The 19,601-nt window shown below is 59.8% G+C and carries 17 protein-coding genes; 5 read left to right on the forward strand and 12 right to left on the reverse strand.

Annotated features, from left to right (window positions below):
- Positions 1 to 4 precede the first annotated feature (4 nt).
- The 4 genes from BLU11_RS14730 to BLU11_RS14745 form a co-directional block, all read right to left on the reverse strand.
- Positions 5 to 766 (reverse strand): uroporphyrinogen-III synthase, encoded by a 762-nt coding sequence (locus BLU11_RS14730; RefSeq protein ID WP_090274648.1) that lies wholly within the window; start codon positions 764 to 766, stop codon positions 5 to 7.
- Positions 763 to 1,701 (reverse strand): hydroxymethylbilane synthase, encoded by a 939-nt coding sequence (gene hemC / locus BLU11_RS14735; RefSeq protein ID WP_090274651.1) that lies wholly within the window; start codon positions 1,699 to 1,701, stop codon positions 763 to 765. Before hemC ends, BLU11_RS14730 begins: the two co-directional genes overlap by 4 nt.
- A 78-nt stretch (positions 1,702 to 1,779) precedes the next feature.
- Positions 1,780 to 2,529 carry a LytR/AlgR family response regulator transcription factor gene (locus BLU11_RS14740; RefSeq protein WP_090274653.1) on the reverse strand — a complete coding sequence of 250 codons (750 nt, stop codon included), beginning with the start codon at positions 2,527 to 2,529 and terminating at the stop codon, positions 1,780 to 1,782.
- Between the two features lie 21 nt (positions 2,530 to 2,550).
- A complete protein-coding gene (locus tag BLU11_RS14745; RefSeq protein WP_331456677.1) occupies positions 2,551 to 3,645 on the reverse strand; it encodes a sensor histidine kinase in 1,095 nt (364 codons plus the stop codon).
- Positions 3,646 to 3,701: 56 nt separating this feature from the next.
- Between BLU11_RS14745 and argH the strand changes: the two genes are divergently transcribed.
- Complete coding sequence (argH, locus tag BLU11_RS14750; protein ID WP_090274655.1) at positions 3,702 to 5,096, forward strand: argininosuccinate lyase; 1,395 nt, start codon at positions 3,702 to 3,704, stop codon at positions 5,094 to 5,096.
- Positions 5,096 to 5,308, forward strand: coding sequence for a hypothetical protein (locus BLU11_RS14755; protein WP_090274657.1), 213 nt, complete (start codon positions 5,096 to 5,098; stop codon positions 5,306 to 5,308). The genes argH and BLU11_RS14755 overlap by 1 nt, the downstream gene beginning before the upstream one ends.
- A 37-nt stretch (positions 5,309 to 5,345) precedes the next feature.
- On the opposite strand, the gene BLU11_RS14760 is transcribed toward BLU11_RS14755, so the two are convergent.
- The 8 genes from BLU11_RS14760 to BLU11_RS14795 form a co-directional block, all read right to left on the reverse strand.
- A complete protein-coding gene (locus BLU11_RS14760) occupies positions 5,346 to 6,695 on the reverse strand; it encodes a hypothetical protein (RefSeq protein ID WP_090274660.1) in 1,350 nt (449 codons plus the stop codon).
- A 111-nt stretch (positions 6,696 to 6,806) separates the two neighbouring features.
- Positions 6,807 to 7,904, reverse strand: coding sequence for an agmatine deiminase (aguA, locus tag BLU11_RS14765; RefSeq protein ID WP_090274662.1), 1,098 nt, complete (start codon positions 7,902 to 7,904; stop codon positions 6,807 to 6,809).
- 3 nt (positions 7,905 to 7,907) lie between these two features.
- The gene (gene aguB / locus BLU11_RS14770) at positions 7,908 to 8,786 is read right to left on the reverse strand and encodes an N-carbamoylputrescine amidase (protein WP_090274664.1); all 879 of its coding nucleotides are present in this window, start codon (positions 8,784 to 8,786) and stop codon (positions 7,908 to 7,910) included.
- 123 nt (positions 8,787 to 8,909) lie between these two features.
- A complete protein-coding gene (locus tag BLU11_RS19705; RefSeq protein ID WP_157718696.1) occupies positions 8,910 to 10,073 on the reverse strand; it encodes a carboxylesterase/lipase family protein in 1,164 nt (387 codons plus the stop codon).
- On the reverse strand, positions 10,070 to 10,915 hold the full coding sequence (locus tag BLU11_RS19710) for a carboxylesterase family protein (protein ID WP_157718697.1): 846 nt from the start codon (positions 10,913 to 10,915) through the stop codon (positions 10,070 to 10,072). Before BLU11_RS19710 ends, BLU11_RS19705 begins: the two co-directional genes overlap by 4 nt.
- 137 nt (positions 10,916 to 11,052) lie before the next feature.
- Positions 11,053 to 11,922 (reverse strand): M90 family metallopeptidase, encoded by an 870-nt coding sequence (locus BLU11_RS14785; protein ID WP_090274670.1) that lies wholly within the window; start codon positions 11,920 to 11,922, stop codon positions 11,053 to 11,055.
- Complete coding sequence (locus BLU11_RS14790; protein ID WP_090274672.1) at positions 11,894 to 13,369, reverse strand: SulP family inorganic anion transporter; 1,476 nt, start codon at positions 13,367 to 13,369, stop codon at positions 11,894 to 11,896. Before BLU11_RS14790 ends, BLU11_RS14785 begins: the two co-directional genes overlap by 29 nt.
- A 360-nt stretch (positions 13,370 to 13,729) precedes the next feature.
- Positions 13,730 to 15,082 (reverse strand): glutamine synthetase family protein, encoded by a 1,353-nt coding sequence (locus BLU11_RS14795; RefSeq protein ID WP_090276540.1) that lies wholly within the window; start codon positions 15,080 to 15,082, stop codon positions 13,730 to 13,732.
- Positions 15,083 to 15,503: 421 nt separating this feature from the next.
- Between BLU11_RS14795 and BLU11_RS14800 the strand changes: the two genes are divergently transcribed.
- The 3 genes from BLU11_RS14800 (at position 15,504) to BLU11_RS14810 (ending at position 19,574) form a co-directional block, all read left to right on the forward strand.
- A complete protein-coding gene (locus BLU11_RS14800; RefSeq protein ID WP_090274674.1) occupies positions 15,504 to 16,850 on the forward strand; it encodes a glutamine synthetase family protein in 1,347 nt (448 codons plus the stop codon).
- A 37-nt stretch (positions 16,851 to 16,887) separates the two neighbouring features.
- The gene (locus BLU11_RS14805) at positions 16,888 to 18,249 is read left to right on the forward strand and encodes an aspartate aminotransferase family protein (RefSeq protein ID WP_090274676.1); all 1,362 of its coding nucleotides are present in this window, start codon (positions 16,888 to 16,890) and stop codon (positions 18,247 to 18,249) included.
- A 239-nt stretch (positions 18,250 to 18,488) separates the two neighbouring features.
- Entirely contained in the window at positions 18,489 to 19,574 is a 1,086-nt protein-coding gene (locus BLU11_RS14810) for a polyamine ABC transporter substrate-binding protein (RefSeq protein WP_407920257.1), read from the forward strand.
- Positions 19,575 to 19,601: the final 27 nt, after the last annotated feature.

The following is a 19,601-nucleotide window of genomic DNA, read 5'->3' on the forward strand; positions in this document are numbered from 1 at the left end:
CCCCTTATGGCGTGAGCGGGTGCGCCTTCACGGCGGCGAGTACATTGTCATCGTCTGCCCCCTGGCAGACCACCACATCGGTGCAGCCCAGCTGCTGTGCCAGGCCGGCAATCCGCGCTCCCGGTACCCAGCAACGCCAGTGACGCTGCTGCTCCCATGCTGATCCGGCCGCGCGCTGCCAATGCTGCAACGCCTGACCACTGAGTATCACTATTGCTCTGGCGCCCTGCTCGGCAGCGGCGTCCAGATCACTAGACAGCGTCGCCGGCATGTTGCGCTGATACAACTCCAGTAAATCCACTCGGCCGCCCGCCTCGGCTATAGTCGAGGCCAGATGATCCCGTCCACCCATACCCCGCCAGATCAATACGCGCAGATCCGGCAGACTCAGCAACCGCTGCCAGGCCGGCAGGCGCAGCAAGGCTTCACTATCCTGACCGTCCTGCGGGATCTGCACCGACAGGCCGTAGTCCTCCAGCACCGCCGCCGTGCCCGCCCCCACCGCAAACCATTCGATACGAGCCGGGGGTTGTGGCCAACAGGCATCCATTCGCTCCAACCCCTGCCGGGCCGCTATCGGGCTGACCACCATCACCGCATGATAGCGGTCCAGCTCCAGTATCATGCTGCGCTGTTGCGATGTTTCCGCCTGCGGGTCGATCTGCAGCAGCGGTAGGCTGATGCTGTTGATGCCTTGCGCCTGCAACCGCGCTGCCAGACGGCGATTGTCTGCGTCCGAGCGCGTCAGCAACAGCGCTGCGCTCACTGCCCGTCCGCCTCCCTGTAGACCGCATCGAGAATCTCCTGAGCGCCCTGACGCAGCAGGTCCTCGGCAACCGCCACACCCAGTTTCTCCGGGTCGGACTCGGGTCCGCGAGCTTCAGCGGTCAGCAAACGCTGGCCGTCCGGGTCGCCGACCAGTCCACGCAGCCAGATTTCACCGTTGGCACGTTCGGCATAACAGGCAATCGGCACCTGGCAGCCGCCGTTCAGGTGGTTGTTCAGCGCACGCTCGGCACGTACTCGCAAGCCACTATCAAGATCATTCAATGGCGCCAACAGAGCATGCAACTCGGTATCATCGCTGCGGCACTCGATGCCCACTGCCCCCTGGCCGCCAGCCGGCAGGCTCACTTCCGGGGTAAGACAGCTGCGGATACGCTCATCAAAACCCAGACGCTTGAGGCCGGCGGAAGCCAGGATGATGGCGTCGTAATCACCCGCATCCAGCTTGGCCAGACGCGTATTGACGTTGCCACGCAGGAAGCGGATCTGCAGATCCGGGCGGCGTGCCATTACCTGGGCCTGACGGCGCAGGCTGGAGGTGCCGACGACGCCGCCCTCGGGTAGCGCATCGATGGATTCATAGGTATTGGAAACAAAGGCGTCACGCGGATCTTCGCGCTCGCAGATGACATACAGCCCCAATCCTTCAGGGAACTGCATGGGCACGTCCTTCATGGAGTGCACCGCCAGGTCAGCTTCATCGGCCAGCAGAGCGGCTTCCAGCTCCTTGACGAACAGCCCCTTGCCGCCGATCTTCGCCAGCGGCGAGTCCAGCAGCTTGTCGCCGCGACTGACCATGGGAACCAGGCTGACAGTCAGCCCGGGGTGTAGTTGCTCAAGACGCGCTTTGACGAACTCGGCCTGCCACAGGGCCAATGCGCTCTTGCGAGTGGCAATTCGCAGATGTCGACTCATGGGATTCTCGCTGTCTACCAACTGGCATGATACGCGATGCCTCGGCCATCATCCACGCGTGGCGGTGCCGCACCCGAATCACAACCCTTCCATCAGTTTGCGCAGCCCCGGCACATGCCGGCGACTGACCGTCAGCGTCTCATCCGGAAGCCCCTTGAGGTGCAGATGAAAATGCCCCATAGTACTGCGCTGCAGGCGCTCGATACGGCTGCGCGCCACCAAGGCATTGCGATGGATTCGCACAAAGTGTTCACCGAACTCATCCTCAAGCGCCTTCAGCGGCTCATCCAGTAGCACTTCTCCCTCGCCGTGACGCAAGGTCACGTATTTATGATCAGCGACGAAATAAAACACATCTTCAATAGGCACCAGCTCCACACCCTTGCGAGTGCGGGCACTGATATGACTACGCGCCTGCTGCGTTTCGCTGGCAATATCAGCTTTGCCCAGGCTGGCCAGTTGCAAACGATTGAGCTTCTGCGCCTTGTCCAACGCCTCCGCGAGATCCTCGCTGCGCACCGGTTTGAGCAGATAGCCGACAGCGCTGACAGCAAAGGCTTCCAAGGCATACTCGCCATGGGCGGTGCAAAACACTACTGCCGGGGAATCGTTCAGCTCACATAGCCGAGCCGCGGCCTGCAAGCCGTCCATACCCGGCATACGAATATCCAGCAGCACTATGTCAGGATGCGATTTTTCAACCAGCTCCAGCGCCTCGTGCCCGTTAGCGGCCATATCCGGCAATACGGTGTAGCCCGGCAGGGCCGATACCAGCCTGGCCAAGCGCTCTCGGGCAAGAGGTTCATCATCGGCGATAAGTACTTTCATGCCTGAATGACTTCCTGTGCGTTAAGTGAACGGTTGCTTACAAGGATAGACTAGCCTACTGAAGTAGCGCGGCCCGTCCTGCCACGCATCAACTGTGGCCGATGACCCGAACAGGGCTGCCAGGCGCGCGCGGATATTGTTCAGCGCCATGCTCGCGCCTTGATGCTTCGATTGCTGTGGACAACTGTTGGAGACCAGCAGTTCCACGCAGCCCTCACGGTAGCGTCCTGTAACGCTGATGTAGCCGCCATCGATGCTGGGCTGCAAACCATGCAGAATCGCGTTTTCCAGCAGGGGCTGCAGCGTCAGCAACGGCATCGGCAGGTCTTCCGGCAGCTCATCCACCGTCCAGATCACCCGTAGCCGCTCACCCAGACGATACTGTTCGATACGCAGATAACCGCGGCACAGACGATACTCCTCCCCCCAGGTCGCCACCGCCTCGGTGTCGGCAAGGTTGGCGCGAAACAGGTCGGAAAGATCAAGCACAGCGCTTTCTGCCTTGTCTGGCTGGCTGCCGATCAGGCTGACGATACTGTTGAGGCTGTTGAACAGGAAATGCGGACGGATACGCGACTGCAACGATTGCAGCCGCGCCTGCAGCGCCGCCTGGTCATGCAATTGCCATTGTTGTTGCAGATAGAAGTAACGCAGCAGCATGCTGGTCATGATCAGGGCAATCAGACCATGGCGCAGCAGTTGCTCGGCGCGCAAAGGCGGGCTGCCGGCCATTCCCTGGTAGAGCACCCAGTCGGCAAGCACAGTAAATATCAGCGCGAGTCCCACCACCACTGCATAACAGCAAGCGATGGCCACGCCCAGCGGACGGCGGCGCATCCAGCTACGCAGGCGACACAACAGCGCCGCAGATAACAGCACTATCCACTGCACGAACAATGACGCCAGCGCCAGCTGCAACCAGTCGAAGCCCTCCGCAGCCGGTTGTGCCAGCACCCAGACCAGCACCATCAGCTCGGCCAGTACCACCAAAGTGAATACCGCTACGGACGAGCACAGGTCCGGAAGAAAAAAGTCCTCTCCCGCCTGGGGCTTGCTCAATAATGACCAGAATCCATTCATCGGCGCAGTGTCCGCCAGCAGGACGCGATCGTGCAAGCCTGAAATGCTATGCTATGCCTCTTTTCATCTATATCAGCGGAACGATCCGACACATGAGCCAAGATCAGACTACCAACCAATCCTGGGGTGGCCGTTTCAGCGAACCGGTAGACGCTTTCGTCGCCCGCTTCACCGCCTCGGTCGATTTTGACAAGCGCCTGTACAAACATGACATTCAGGGCTCCATCGCCCACGCCACCATGCTGGCCAAGGTCGGCGTACTGAGCGACGTCGAACGCGACAGCATCATCGACGGCCTGCGTGCTATCCAGGGCGAGATCGAAGCCGGTCAGTTCGATTGGCAGGTAGATCTGGAAGATGTGCACATGAACATCGAAGCGCGCCTGACCGCTCGCATCGGCATCACCGGCAAAAAGCTGCACACCGGCCGCTCGCGTAACGATCAGGTAGCGACCGACATCCGTCTGTGGCTGCGTGAAGAAATCGACATCATCGTCGCTGAGCTGGAGCGTCTGCAGCAGGGTCTGCTGGCCCAGGCCGAGCAACATGCCGCCGTGATCATGCCTGGCTTCACTCACCTGCAGACTGCGCAGCCGGTGACCTTCGGCCACCACCTGCTGGCCTGGTTCGAGATGCTCTGCCGTGACCGCGAGCGCCTGCTCGACTGCCGCAAGCGTGTCAACCGCATGCCATTGGGCAGCGCTGCGCTGGCCGGCACCACCTACCCCATCGACCGCCAGCTGACCTGCGAGCTGCTGGGCTTTGATGCGGTTTCCGGCAATTCGCTGGACGGCGTGTCCGACCGTGATTTCGCTATCGAATTCTGCTCTGCCGCCGCGCTGGCAATGATGCACATGTCGCGCTTCTCCGAGGAACTGGTGCTGTGGACCAGCGCCCAGTTCAACTTCATCGAACTGCCCGACCGATTCTGCACCGGTTCATCCATCATGCCGCAGAAGAAGAATCCCGACGTGCCTGAGCTGGTACGTGGCAAGTCCGGCCGGGTCTACGGTCACCTGATGGGCCTGCTGACCCTGATGAAGAGCCAACCGCTGGCCTATAACAAGGACAATCAGGAAGACAAGGAACCGCTGTTCGACGCCGCCGACACCCTGCGCGACTGCCTGCGCGCCTTTGCCGATATGATCCCCGCGATCAAGCCTCGCAAGGACGTGATGCGCGAAGCCGCACTGCGCGGTTTCTCCACTGCCACCGACCTGGCCGACTACCTGGTACGCAAGGGACTACCGTTCCGCGATTGCCACGAGATCGTTGGTCATGCGGTCAAATATGGCGTGGACAGCGGCAAGGATCTGGCCGAGATGAGCCTGGACGAGCTGCGTCGCTTCAGCGACCAGATTGAGCAGGACGTGTTCGATGTCTTGACGCTGGAAGGCTCGGTAAACGCCCGCGACCATATCGGCGGTACTGCCCCAGCGCAGGTACTGGCTGCAGTGCAACGTGGCCGCGAGCTGCTGAACAGCTGATGACCAAGCAGAGCACACCCGGCGACCGTCCTCGTTATCGGATCAGTGCCGACCGCCAGTCGGCATACCGCCGTGTGCGCTATGTGGAAAGCAGTCATCCCGATGATGGCCAATGCACTCTCTGCCAGCTGGACAAGCTGGCAGAGCGCGAGCAGATCGAACAACAAGACCCCACGGCAAACTCTGCCGACCAGAAACCCACCGACAGGTAGCAGATTTTTCTTATGAGAGAGTCAGCAGATACCCCTTTCAGAGCGGTGCGCTGACCGACAACACGAAATTGCCAGCACCTTCGTTGCCGAAGGTATTGTTGATCAGCTGATATTCACCCGCTTCCAGATAGAGCTCAAGCTGGGCATTGGTGCCTCCTGCACTATCATCATCCAGCTCTTCCAGCCCCTGTCCCTGCAGGCCAAGCGTTGCATCAAAGTTGGACGAGCGCAGGGTAATGCGATAGCGCCCGGCTTGTTCGACCTGCAAGGCAACGACAGTCGGCTGCCCTTCGGCCAGGCGTCCCACACGGGTTTCGCCCGGAGCTATACGATCACCGAGCTGCGCCACTTCGATCAGTTCCGTACGCAGGGTGAAAACTCCTTCTCCGTTACCGTGCTGCGCGGCATTGATTCGATAGCCGCCCGGCTCGACCAGCACACTCAGCAACGCGTCAAGGCCACCGCCGCTATCGTCGTCACGCGCACTGATACCCGCTCCAGTCAGCTCCAGCAGACTATCGATATCATCGGACTGCATGTTGACCTGCAGCAAGCCGGACTGCTCGACAAGCAGCCGGTAGGTCTGCGGTTGTCCGGTCAGCATACCGGTGGTTTCTTCACCCAGTTTCAGCGAGTCACCATCGCCGAGGGTCACCCCTTCAGGCATTTCCCAGCGCTTGAAGCTCAGGCTGTAGATCCCCTCGTCGCCGGTATCGATGCCGCCGACCGTCAACTGATAGCTCCCCTCCGGCAACATCGTCAAGACTCGCGAGTCGGTTCCGCCAGCACCGTCGTCATCGGTTCGGTTAAGGTCCTTGCCACGCAGTTTCAGTACGGTATCGAACTCCGTTGAGCGCATCACCAGTTCGTACAGGCCCTTCTCTGCAATCTGCAGCCTGTATTGGTTGCCATTATTCGCACTGCGGGCCTGCAGTTGTCCCAGGATCTCGGCACCCAGCTCCAACGCACCCTCGCTGGTGAGTTCGTCAGAAGTCAGCTCGACACGAAAAGGTCCGAAATCACGATCACTTTTCCCACTGACCGCAAGATGGTAAACACCGTCCTTTTCCGGCTGTAGAAACAAGGTCTCGTTACGCGGGCCGCTGATCAGTTCACCCTGCTCCGACAACAGCAACAGTACTGGCTGATTCAGTGCACCACTGGTTTCCACCCGATAGACACTGCCGCCCTGAAGTTGCAGCTCGAAACTCTGACTACGGGAGCCATCGTTCAGGTTGATCTCGCTCTGGCTGGACAGTTCGCCAGTCAAGGTCGCAGGCATCTCGCTTACGACCGGGGCAACTGCCGCTGTCGGCTCCTTACAGCCAGACAGCAGAATCGCAAGGCTCGCCAGTGGCAGGGCAACAGCACGGAGTGCAAACGGCATGGGGCATCCTTATCTTAAGTTCGATTTAACGAAAAACTCCCGACTTTCAAGGGAATGCCGAGCGAAGAGTCAGAACTATAAAGGTATTTCAGTGGATGGGCAGCGGAATATTCAGCTAACGGGCTGCTGCTGAGTAATGCAGTGAATATTGCCGCCCCCAAGGAGTATTTCCCGTCCAGGCACCATCACCACCCGGCGATCGGGAAACAGGGACTCCAGAATGGCTTGCGCTGGTGCATCCTGCGGGTCATCGAATGACGGAGCGATGATGCCGCCATTGACGATCAGAAAGTTTACGTAGGAACCGGCCAGTCGGATCGACGGATCGCGCGGCTGGCTGCCGACCACTCGGTCAATGCCGGCACACTCTTGCGCCGTGGCATGAATGGGTCCGGGTATCGGCATCCGATGCACAGTCAGCTCCCGGCCCTGCGCGTCCCGGCTGCCCTCCAATACCCGCAGCGCCGCCTGGCAGCGGGCATGATTGGGGTCGGTCACGTCATCGGTCCAGGCCAGCAGCACTTCGCCGGGACGGACAAAACAGCAGAAGTTGTCAACATGGCCGTCGGTTTCATCGTTGTATAACCCCTCCGGCAGCCAGATGACCCGCTCGATTCCCAGATAATCCATCAGCATCCGCTCAACCTCATGGCGTTGCAGGTGCGGGTTGCGATTGGTGTTGAGCAGGCATTCCTCTGTGGTGATCAGAGTGCCCTCGCCGTCCACATGGATAGCGCCACCTTCCAGCACGAAGCCGTCGGTGCGGTAGCGCGGGCAGCGCTCCAGGCCGAGAATCTTGTCCGCCACCTGATCGTCCCGGTTCCATGGCCAGTACAAGCCGCCATCGAAACCGCCCCAGGCATTGAATACCCAATCGACACCACGCACGCCGCCCTGGCCATTGGTGACGAAGGTCGGTCCGGTGTCACGCACCCAGGCATCATCGCTGCTGATTTCCACCACGCGAATCGCCGGATGATCCAGTTGCAGGCTGGCATTGGCGTATTGCGCGGCAGATACGCCGACAGTGACCGGCTCGAAGCCGGCAATCGCCCGCGCCACCTCGGCAAAGGCGGCCTGGGCCGGTTTGGCGCCGAGACGCCAGTTGTCCGGGCGTTCCGGCCAGACCATCCAGGTCTGGCTGTGCGGCGCCCATTCGGCGGGCATGGCGTAACCGTCGGCGCGGGGCGTGCTGTGCAAGGTGTACATGAATCAGGACTCCAGCGAACCATCCAGGGTTTTCAGCGGACCGTACAGATTGGGCCGGCGGTCACGGAACACACCCCAGGCAGCGCGAATGTGCTCCAGCTCATCCAGATCGAACTGTTGCACCAGCACGGTTTCGTCCCGGTCATTGGCTTCCTGCACCTTGTCGCCGAACTGGTTGGCGATAAAGGAAGCGCCATAGAAGGTGATGTCGTAGCCATCCTGCTCTTCCAGCCCGACCCGGTTACTGGCCACCAACGGCATCAGGTTAGCCCCGGCATGACCCTGTTGCACACGCTGCCAATGGTCCTTCGAGGTAATGGAGGAGTCATGTGGCTCGCTGCCAATGGCGGTGGGATAGAACAGGACCTCCGCACCCTGCAGCGCCATGACCCGGGCACTTTCCGGAAACCATTGATCCCAACAGATGCCCACGCCGATGGTAGCGAAACGGGTCTTCCAGACCTTGAAGCCGGTGTCGCCCGGGTTGAAATAATATTTCTCGTGGTAGCCGGGTCCATCCGGGATATGGCTCTTGCGGTACACACCCAGATTGCGCCCGTCGGCATCAATGATAGCGATACTGTTGAAACGCGCACGGCCACTCAGCTCGAAAAAGCTGATCGGCAGCACCACCTCCAACTCCTTGGCCAGTCTACTGAAATGGGCAATGGCCGGGTTGTCTTCGACTGAGGTGGCCAGCTGCAGGTATTCGGGGTTGGGCTTCTGACAGAAGTACGGCGTCTCGAACAGCTCCTGAATCAGAATGATCTGCGCGCCCTGGGCAGCAGCCTGACGCACCAGTTGTTCAGCTTTGGCAATGTTGGCCTGCCGATCCCAGCTGCAACTCATTTGGGTGGCAGCGACGGTAACGAGGCGGGGCATACGGATTCTCCGGCAAAGTGGTCATGGGCTACAGCATAACCCATGACCACGCTGGCGGCAGAAATGCTCTTGCAGGCACACCAGACTGCCGGCACATACGTGACGGCAACTCAGCTCACTCGGTTACGGGAACGCATCATTTAACCCGGTTTCCACCATCGGCTGCTGGGTAATACGCAGGTAGGTGTCATTCTCCGAGGTGTAGGCAGGCCACTCCAGACCCTCGATCGACGGGTTGCCGGTGCGGGCAAAGTTGGTCCACATGGCGCGCATACTGTCGGTTACCGACACATCATTCGGATTCCAACCCGGATGGTTCATAGCAAAGCCCTGCGGCGTCGGGGTATCGCCTCCCACCGGATCTTCAAGGCCGGTCAGCCCCAGCAAATAGTGCGACAGGAAGCTGCCGGGATAATCGAATACGTACACCAGTTCCGCGCCGTGATAGGCCAGCGAGCCTTGGCTGGACCAGTTGTCCGGCAGGTGATCGAATACGTAGACGAAGGCGTCCGCCTCGCTATTGTCGGCCATCCAGGGCATGTACCACTTGAGGCCGTCAATCAACGCGGGGGTGTCACCTTCGTTGGCCCCGGCCATCACCGGCACATCATTGTGCCGCCCGGCTTCGAAGCTGTCGCGGATGCCGTCGAGCATATAGACGCCATCCACGTTGGGGGAAAAGGCCCGGCCGGAGCCGTCAGCAGCAGCTACCAATTGCGGCCAGGGGATAGCCCGCAATGCTGCGGCCACGTCGTCGGCATCCTGCACACCCAGCGCCTCGGCTACGGCAATGCCATCGGCCTCTTCTGCTGCCAACAGGTTCTCGACCGGCATCAGCACATCATCCGGACCGGCCATGCCGCTCTGCACTATGGCTTTGTGGAACAGGCCGCTGGCCATGGGGGAATTGATCAGCGACAACACCTTGCCGCCCCCGCCGGACTCACCAAAGATGGTTACGTTATCCGGGTCGCCACCAAACCCTTCGATATTGTCCCGCACCCATTTCAGCGCAGCGACCAGATCAAGCTGGCCATAGTTGCCCGAGGTGTTGTCCGGCGATTCGGCGGTCAGCGCTGGGTGCGCCATGTAGCCCAGCGGCCCGAGGCGGTGGTTGACCGTGACCACGACCACGCCCTCCTCGGGCAGCGACGTATTGTTAAAGGCCTTGGTGTTACCGGTGAGGATGGCAAAACCACCGCCATGGAACCAGACCATCACCGGCAGTTTCTCGCCATCAAAGCCATCCGGTACGGTGACGTTCAGGTACAGGCTGTCCTCGCTCATGCCGCCTTCGCCGAAGGCCACACATAGGCGGGATTCTGCGCGGATTGATCGGCCCAGCCAGTGGCCCAGCGCACGCCTTCCCAGGCGTCGGGCTTGGCTGGTGGTTTGAAGCGCAGCTCACCCACCGGTGGCTTGGCGTAAGGCACGCCGTACCAGGCCCAACTGCCATCCTCATGTTGGAAGCCCGACAGCCTGCCGAACTCGGTATCGATGACTTTCTGTGGTGCCAGTGCTCGGGCCAGATGCTCCTGCGCATCGGCTTCGGCCACCACCGTTCGCGGTCCGGGGAAGCTATCGGTGAAGACCGGCGGCTCGGCGTTGTTCAGATCATCCAGCAGGTCCGCCAACGAAGCGCTGAAGGCGGCGTAATCCATGTCGAACGTCAGGCGGTCGGCGTAAACTGAGACCAACTCGGCAATATCCGGCGTGAGGGTAATGCCGTTGCTGGTATTGCCATCCTGGTCGAGGGTCTGCAGCAGCACGGCAATATTGGTCACGGCGTCGTTGGTATGGTCCTCCGCGCCGCTGACCAGATCCAGCGGTGTAAGCAGTTCCGCGCCCTCGGCTTCGCCGAGGCGGAGGTCACCGAGGTGGAAGATAACGGTTTCACCGGAGCGGTATTGGAAGCTGCCCTGCTCGTCCGTCGTGCCGTCCTGGCTGTCGGTTTGATAGCGCAGGCCGGCAACCGGGCTGTCAACGAAGGTACCGGTTTGCGTGGCGGGGCCCTTGCTGCTACTGCCACCACCGCCATCGAAACAGCCGGCCAGCGACACAGCAAAGGTACATAACATGGGAATTGTCGTCAGGCGTTTGGGCCAACGAGAAAGAGGGGTTCGCTTCATGATCTGCCTCATTGTTGTTGTAATAAGCGGGCCGGGGAAATTCCCAGCTCTACAACTCATAGACAACAATGCCATTCGGATCAAGCTTGATACGTTATTCGGTATAGCCTCAACAGGCGAGACCATCTTGCCTCTGTCTATGTCTGGCTGAAAAGCGAGTCCTGACGGTAGAAGTCGGCCAGATGCCCATACACCTTCGGCCATGCAGCTTGCAACGATTCAGGCTGCTCAAAAAAGGTCTCCGACAGCACAGCAAAGAACTCCGCCGGGTCTTCCAGCGCGTATTCATCCACCGGGAGCGGTTCGTCGTTATCGGCGCGGCGCGCCAGGTCATTCCAGGCCGCGCGCATATCCCGCTGCCAGGCTGCCGCATCCATGCCCGCATGCAGAGGCGGGGCGCCATTGGCGCTGGCCTCGCGCATATCCAGCGTGTGCGCCAGTTCGTGAATCACCACGTTGTAGCCGTCGCCCTGCCCCGAATGCCCGACATCTTCCAGCGACAGCACCACCGGCCCGCGCTCCCAGGCTTCACCGCTGCGCTCACAGCTTTCCTGATGCACAACGCCAAACTCATCTTCCCAGCTGTGTTCGGCAACGAAGGGGCCATCGTAGAGAATCAGCGTCTGCCAGCGGTCGTACCATTCCAGCCCCAACTCGAGCACCGGCACCACCGCCATGCCGGCGATGCGCAAACGCAACCGGTCATCCAGCTGCGCACCATTGACCGCCACCAGATGTTTGCGCAGCAGCAATCGCAGCGCCAGCTCGTGGATATGGCGCTGTTGCTCCGGCGGGTAACGCTGGTATACCGCCCAGTCGCCCAGCGCCTGTTGCCACTGATCAGCTGTGACCGTCAGCCGACGCAGTTGACGCTCTTCCCGCCAATGGCGCAGGCGCTGCCACCAACCTGGGGCCGGTCGCTGGATAGAAGCTGCTTTGGAAATGGCTGTGCTCCTGTCGGGGTTACGGTTGCCTGAATCATTGCACGATGACCTCGGGTTTATCATGAACACCGAAGCGATCGACGATAGTGCTGCTGGCTTCGTTGAGGCCCAGCACCTCCACTTCAACGCCTTCACAGCGGAACTTGATGACCACTTTGTCCAGAGCCGCTACGGCGGTAATATCCCAGAAATGGGCACGGTTCAGGTCAATGGTTACCTTGCTCAGCGCTTCCTTGAAGTCAAAGTCAGCAACGAATTTGTCAGCTGAACTGAAGAATACCTGACCGATGACTTCGTAGGTACGATGGCCCGCTGCGTCGTCCAGCGAGGAGCTGATATCCATATGATGGCCGACCTTGTTGGCGAAGAACATCGCAGCCAGCAGTACGCCTGCCAGAACACCAAAGGCCAGGTTGTGGGTGAAAACAACGACGGCCACCGTGACCAGCATCACGAGGTTGGTGGATAGCGGATATTTTTTGAGATTGCGCAGCGATTCCCAGCGGAAGGTGCCGATCGACACCATGATCATCACCGCCACCAGCGCAGCCATGGGGATCTGACTGACCCAGTCGCTGAGAAAGACCACCATCAACAGCAGCACGACGCCGGCCACGAGACACGACAAACGCGTACGCCCACCGGATTTCACGTTGATAACCGATTGCCCGATCATGGCACAGCCGGCCATGCCGCCCATCAGGCCCGAGGCGATATTGGCTATGCCTTGGCCCTTGCACTCGCGATTTTTGTTGCTGGGCGTGTCAGTCATCTCGTCGACAATGGTCGCAGTCATCATTGACTCCAGAAGGCCGACCACGGACAGCGCTGCTGCGTAGGGAAAGATAATTGTCAGGGTTTCGAAGGTCAGCGGTACGTCAGGCCACAGGAAGACCGGCAATGTATCCGGCAACTGACCCATGTCGCCGACAGTACGGATATCCAGGCCGAGGTAGAGAGCGATACCGGTCAGAACCAGGATGCACACCAGCGGCGATGGGATGAGCCTGCCTATCCGGGGCACATAGGGAAACAGATAGATGATGCCAAGGCCCGCAGCTGTCATGGCGTAGACGTGCCAGGTGACATTGGTCAGCTCGGGCAGTTGAGCCATGAAGATCAGAATCGCCAGCGCGTTGACGAAGCCGGTCACCACCGAGCGCGAGACGAAGCGCATCAGTGAGCCGAGCTGCAGGAAGCCCGCAATGATCTGCAGCACACCGCATAGCAAGGTAGCCGCCAGCAGATACTCAAGGCCGTGATTCTTGACCAGCGTCGCCATCAGCAGTGCCATGGCGCCGGTTGCAGCGGAAATCATTCCCGGACGGCCGCCGGCAAAGGCAATCACCACCGCGATACAGAAGGAGGCGTAAAGCCCGACCTTGGGATCCACACCTGCGATGATGGAAAAGGCAATTGCCTCGGGAATCAGGGCCAGGGCAACCACAATGCCAGCGAGCAGATCGCCGCGAATGTTAGAGAACCAGGTTTGTTTCAACGAGTGGAGCATCAGAATTTCCAAGCAATGGATCGCGCAGCACAGCAGGGCGGAGGTCCTGTGCAGCTGTCGATTCGAGATCAAGTTATCGGGTGTAAAGTGCTGTGGCAGGTGGCAGACCGAATACACAGCAAAGCCTGACCGCTGGCGAAGCAAGCGATCACGGATAATGCGAGGGGGCACAGCACTATGGCGGCGTAGGCTGCCCGGTCATGTTTTGCAGAGTCAGCATCGGAGCCTTATCAAGATATTGGTAACTCAAACAGCGCGCCAGTCTACAGGGCCAAAGCTGTTTCGGCGAGTCCCGCAGCCCGGTCGCCGTACCAGGCGGTGACCGGGGGCACCTTTATCGCGTCGTCATCTGCATCGCACCTATACAGTATGCAGGTACCACATGTACTCAAGATCCGAGATGGTCTTCTCGAACTCTTCCATCTCGCTTTCCTTGCACAGCACGAAGACGTCCAGGTACTCCTCACCGATGTATTCCTTCATCACCTCGGAGCTTTCCAGTTCGCGCAGGGCATCGCGCAGGTTGGTCGGCAATGATGCTTCGTGCTGTTCGTAGGCGTTGCCCTCGGTCATGGCCGGCGGCTCGATGCGCTTGCTGATGCCGTAATGAATGGCTGACAGCAGTGCCGCCATCAACAGATAGGGGTTGGCGTCGGCGCCGCCGAGGCGGTGTTCAATACGCATGGCTTCCGCCTCACCACCCGGCACCCGTACCGCCACCGTGCGGTTGTCGATGCCCCAGGTCGGCGCACAGGGCACGAAGAAACTCGGACTGAAGCGTCGGTAGGAGTTGACGTTGGGACACAGGAAGGCCATGTACTGCGGCAGGGTTTCCAGCAGACCGCCGATGGCCCAGCGCAACAGGTCAGGCAGGTTGCCATCGGCATCCGGGGCAAATATATTCTGCCCATCACGCTCAAGGCTGATGTGCACGTGCATGCCATTGCCCGCCTGATCGTGATAGGGCTTGGCCATGAAGGTGGTATCCATCTCGTGGTCGTAGGCCACACTCTTGATCACCCGCTTGAGCAGCACGCTGTAATCACAGGCTTTGACCGGGCAATTGACGTGATGGAGGTTGACTTCGAACTGGCCGGGGGCCGATTCGGCGACGATGGCGTCAGCGGGGATGCCCTGCTCGTGGGCAGCTTCGATGACGTCCTCGAGAAACTCCGCGTATTCGTCCAGATCGTCCATGGAATAGACCTGCACCGAATTCGGCCGTTTGCCGGACATGGGTGAACGCGGCGGCTGCGGTCGGCCAGTAATGTTCTCCTGATCGATCAGATAGAACTCCAGCTCGAACGCCGATACCGGTTTCAGGCCCAGATCAGTGAAGCGCTCGACCACCTGCTGCAGTACGTAGCGGGGGTCGGCAAAGAAAGGCGTCTTGCGGTCCAGTTCGTACATGGTCATCAACAGCTGACCGATGGGACGCTTCTGCCAGGGTTCGATACACAATGTGCCGGGAATGGGCAGGCAGATACGGTCGGCATCGCCGATTTCCAGACCCAGGCCGGTTTCCTCGACGGTGGTGCCCTGGATATTCAATGCAAATACCGACGCCGGCAGCGCAATACCGCGATCAAAGGCGCGAATCAATGCCGAACGATCAATGCGCTTGCCGCGGACGATGCCGTTCATGTCGGCAATCAACAGGTCGATGAAGTGAACATCGGGATGCTCGGCAAGAAAGGTCTCGGCTTCCTGCATGTCAACGGGAAGCGTGTCGGCTGGATCAAGGTCTAGGATACTGGCGGGCTCGGTACCGATTGCCGTGTCATCGGCTGGGGAGTGCATGTTCGTCACCTGTTATTTGTAAAATATTTCAATCATGACTCATATTGATTGAGAGTAAATCCGAAAGGTTACAGCGAGTCAATAGACTGCTGGCCGCCCTGAAATGATGCACAACGCACCATTCAAGGCCATTTCCGAACATCCACGGAAATCACTTGCCATGGGCCCTACAGCCGAATCGCCATGATTTTGTGGTTGGTATTCTTTGTTGCTATTGTATGAAAAATTGAACAAGCGACTTTGCAAGATGACAGTATGTCCGCTATCCGCAAGCCGTTGATTGTCACTGTCTGCTCCGATACCGCTGCAATGAGTTTGGGCCCAAGAGGACTGTATGAACAAGATTGAAGCTTTTCTCAAGGAACACAGAATCACCGAGGTCGAGTGCATGGTCAGCGACCTCACCGGCATTGCCCGGGGCAAGATCGCGCCGACGGCCAAGTTCATATCGGAAAAAGGCATGCGCCTGCCGGAAAGCATTTTGCTGCAGTCAGTCACCGGCGATTATGTCGAAGATGACATTTATTATGACCTGCTGGACCCGGCGGATATCGACATGATCTGCAAACCGGATGACGACGGCATCTATCTGGTGCCCTGGGCCATCGAGCCCACCGCGCAGATCATCCACGACGTCTACGACAAGCAGGGTCAACCCATCGAGATGTCGCCGCGCAATGTGCTGAAGAAGATCCTGCGGCTGTATGACGAGAAAGGCTGGAAGCCGCTGGTGGCACCCGAGATGGAGTTCTATCTGACCAAGCGCAACGAGGACCCGGACCTGCCGCTGCAGCCGCCGGTTGGTCGTTCCGGACGTCAGGAGACCGGCCGCCAGTCCTTCTCGATCGACGCCGCCAACGAATTCGATCCGCTGTTCGAGGACATGTACGACTGGTGCGAGGCACAGGGTCTGGATCTGGATACCCTGATCCACGAGGAAGGCACGGCGCAGATGGAGATCAACTTCCGTCACGGCGATCCACTGCATCTGGCCGACCAGGTCCTGGTGTTCAAGCGCACCATGCGCGAAGCGGCGCTCAAGCATGATGTGACCGCCACCTTCATGGCCAAACCGATCACCAACGAGCCGGGCAGCGCCATGCACCTGCACCAGAGCATCGTTGATGCCAGGACCGGAGAGAATATCTTCTCCAATGCCGACGGCAACATGAGCCAGCTGTTTCTGCATTACATCGGTGGCATGCAGCGCTACATTCCCGAGGTATTGCCGCTGTTCGCGCCCAACGTAAACTCGTTCCGACGCTTTCTGCCGGATACCTCGGCGCCGGTCAACGTCGAATGGGGTGTGGAGAACCGCACCGCGGGACTGCGCGTACCCGACTCCACGCCGCAGAACATGCGCCTGGAAAACCGCCTGCCCGGCGCCGATGCCAACCCCTACATTGCCATCGCTGCCAGCCTGCTGTGCGGTTATCTGGGTATGGTCAACTCCATCGAACCAACCGCCCCAGTCCAGGGCCGGGCCTATGAAAGACGCAACCTGCGCCTGCCCTTCTCCCTCGAATCAGCCCTTGAGCGCATGGAAATGTGTACTGACATCCAGGAAGTATTGGGTGAGAAATTCTGCCGCGGCTATATTGCCGTCAAGCGCGTGGAAAACGAGAACTACAAGCGTGTCATCAGCTCCTGGGAAAGGGAGTTCTTGTTGTTGAGCGTCTAGGGTCGCCATTCATTCAACGGAGCAGAGGATTACCGTCATGACCAAACCTACCACCGCTGAGCTGCAGGCCATGGATGCTGCTCACTATCTGCACCCCTTCACCGATCACAAGGACCTGGGTGCCCGGGGCACGCGAATCATCGCGCGTGCCTCAGGCGTTCACCTGTGGGACAGCGACGGCAATCGTATTCTCGACGGCATGGCTGGGTTGTGGTGCGTCAACATCGGCTACGGTCGTACCGAACTGGCGGAAGCAGCCTATCGGCAGATGCTCGAGCTGCCCTACGCCAACAGCTTCTTCCAGTGCACCAACTCGCCCGCGGTGCAGCTGGCCAGCGCAATTGCCGAGCAGGCGCCAGCGCACATGAACCATGTATTCTTCACCGGCTCAGGCTCCGAGGCCAACGACACCGTACTGCGCATGGTGCGCCGCTACTGGGACCTGCAGGGCCAGCCGGAGAAGAAGACCGTCATTGGTCGTATCAACGGTTATCACGGCTCCACCGTGGCAGGCGCCAGCCTCGGCGGCATGGCAGCCATGCATGAACAGGGCGACCTGCCCATCCCCGGCATCGTGCATATCGCCCAGCCTTACTGGTACGGCGAAGGCGGTGACATGAGTGAGCAGGAATTCGGTTTGTGGGCGGCCCGGCAGCTGGAGGAGAAGATCCTGCAGGTGGGCACCGACAAGGTCGCCGCCTTCATCGCCGAGCCCATTCAGGGCGCGGGCGGGGTGATCATTCCCCCTTCCACCTACTGGCCCGAGATCAAGCGCATCGTCGACAAGTACGGCATCCTGCTGGTCGTCGATGAAGTGATCTGCGGCTTTGGCCGTACCGGCGAATGGTTCGGCAGTCAGCATTTCGACCTGCAGCCAGACCTCATGCCCATCGCCAAGGGCATGACATCCGGTTATCTGCCCATGGGCGGCGTGATTGTCGGCAGTCGCGTGGCCGACTGCCTGATCGACAATGGCGGTGAGTTTTTCCACGGCTACACTTACTCGGGACACCCCGTTGCCGCCGCGGTCGGCCTGGAAAACCTGCGTATTCTGCGTGAGGAAAAGATAATCGACTATGCTCGTAACGAGGCGGCGCCCTACCTGCAGCAAAAGATAGCCGGCCTTGCGGAGCATCCGCTGGTCGGCGAGGTGCGCGGCATGGGTATGCTCGGTGCCTTTGAGCTGGTCGGCAACAAGGCGACCCGGGAGCGCTTCCCTGGTAAAGGTGCCGCCGGCACTCTGTGTCGAGACATGTGCATTCTCAACGGGCTGGTGATGCGTGCGGTGGGCGATACCATGATCATGTCACCGCCGCTGGTCATCCAACCTGAGGAGATCGACGAGTTGTTCGACAAGGCCTGGCGCAGTCTGAATATGGCCGCAAAACAGCTGCGTTAGATCGAATGGCGGGTAAATGCCGGCACAATGCCCTGTCAAGCCTATCCGCCCGGGTCACGCTTGCATACACTAGCCGCGCCGGCGCAGGTGCCCGGTGAGAAAGCACTGAACAGCTCCGGAGTTCGCTCCGGGCAATGATAGATCAACCGATAACAGCCGGGTTTCCGGCCACACCAGAAGCAGCAGGCAAACCCCGTCGCCGGGCAGCGTTTGCAACAGGAGAAGACATGAAACTTACAATGCGCAAGACATTGCTGGCCATGGCCGTTACCGGATTGTTCACCAGCGCAGCCCACGCCGCAGGCGAGCTGAAGATCTACAACTGGTCCGACTATATCGCCGAGGACACCATTGCCAATTTCGAAAGGGAATTCGACATCAAGGTGACCTACGACGTGTATGACGCCAACGAAGTGCTGGACGCCAAGCTGCTGACTGGCCGCTCCGGCTTCGACATCGTCGTGCCATCCAACCACTTCCTGACCAAGCAGATCGCGGCTGGCGTCTACCAGAAACTGGATCACAGCAAACTGCCGAACATGAAGAACCTCAACCCGGATCTCATGGACGACATGGACAGTATCGACCCAGACAGCCAGTACTCCATTCCGTACATGTGGGGTACCAACGGTATCGGCTACAACATCGACAAGGTCCAGGCCATTCTCGGTGAGGACGCGCCGCTGGATTCCTGGGATCTGGTATTCAATCCAGAGGTCGCTGCCAAACTGGCCGATTGCGGTATCTCCATGCTCGATTCCGGTGACGACATGCTGACCTCAGCGCTGCAGTACCTGGAGCTGGACCCCAACAGCAACGACGCTGCCGACCTGAAGAAGGCCGAAGAACTGCTGATGAGCGTGCGTGGGCACGTGACCTACTTCCACTCCTCACGCTATATCTCCGACCTGGCCAACGGCGAGATTTGCGTCGCTGTCGGTTTTTCGGGTGATGTGTTCCAGGCGGCAGCCCGGGCCGAGGAAGCGGAGAATGGCGAGAATATCGGCTACAGCATCCCCAAGGAAGGTACGCAGCTGTGGTTCGACATGATGGCCATCCCCAAAGGCGCGCCGAACGCTGACAACGCGCATACCTTCATCAACTACATCCTGCGCCCGGAAGTAGTCGCGCCGATAACCGATTATGTGGCCTACGCCAACCCCAACCTGGCGGCCAACGAGTTTGTTGATCCGGAGGTGCTGAGCGATCCGGCGATTTACCCCACTGAAGAAGTCATGGGCAAATTGTTTGTGGCCAAACCGCGTCCGCTGGCATCTCAGCGAATCATTACCCGCGCCTGGAACCGGATCAAGTCGGGTCGCTGAGCCATCCCGGGGCTGCCGAAGCAGCCC

The organism is Halopseudomonas litoralis, assembly GCF_900105005.1.
Lineage (GTDB): Bacteria > Pseudomonadota > Gammaproteobacteria > Pseudomonadales > Pseudomonadaceae > Halopseudomonas > Halopseudomonas litoralis.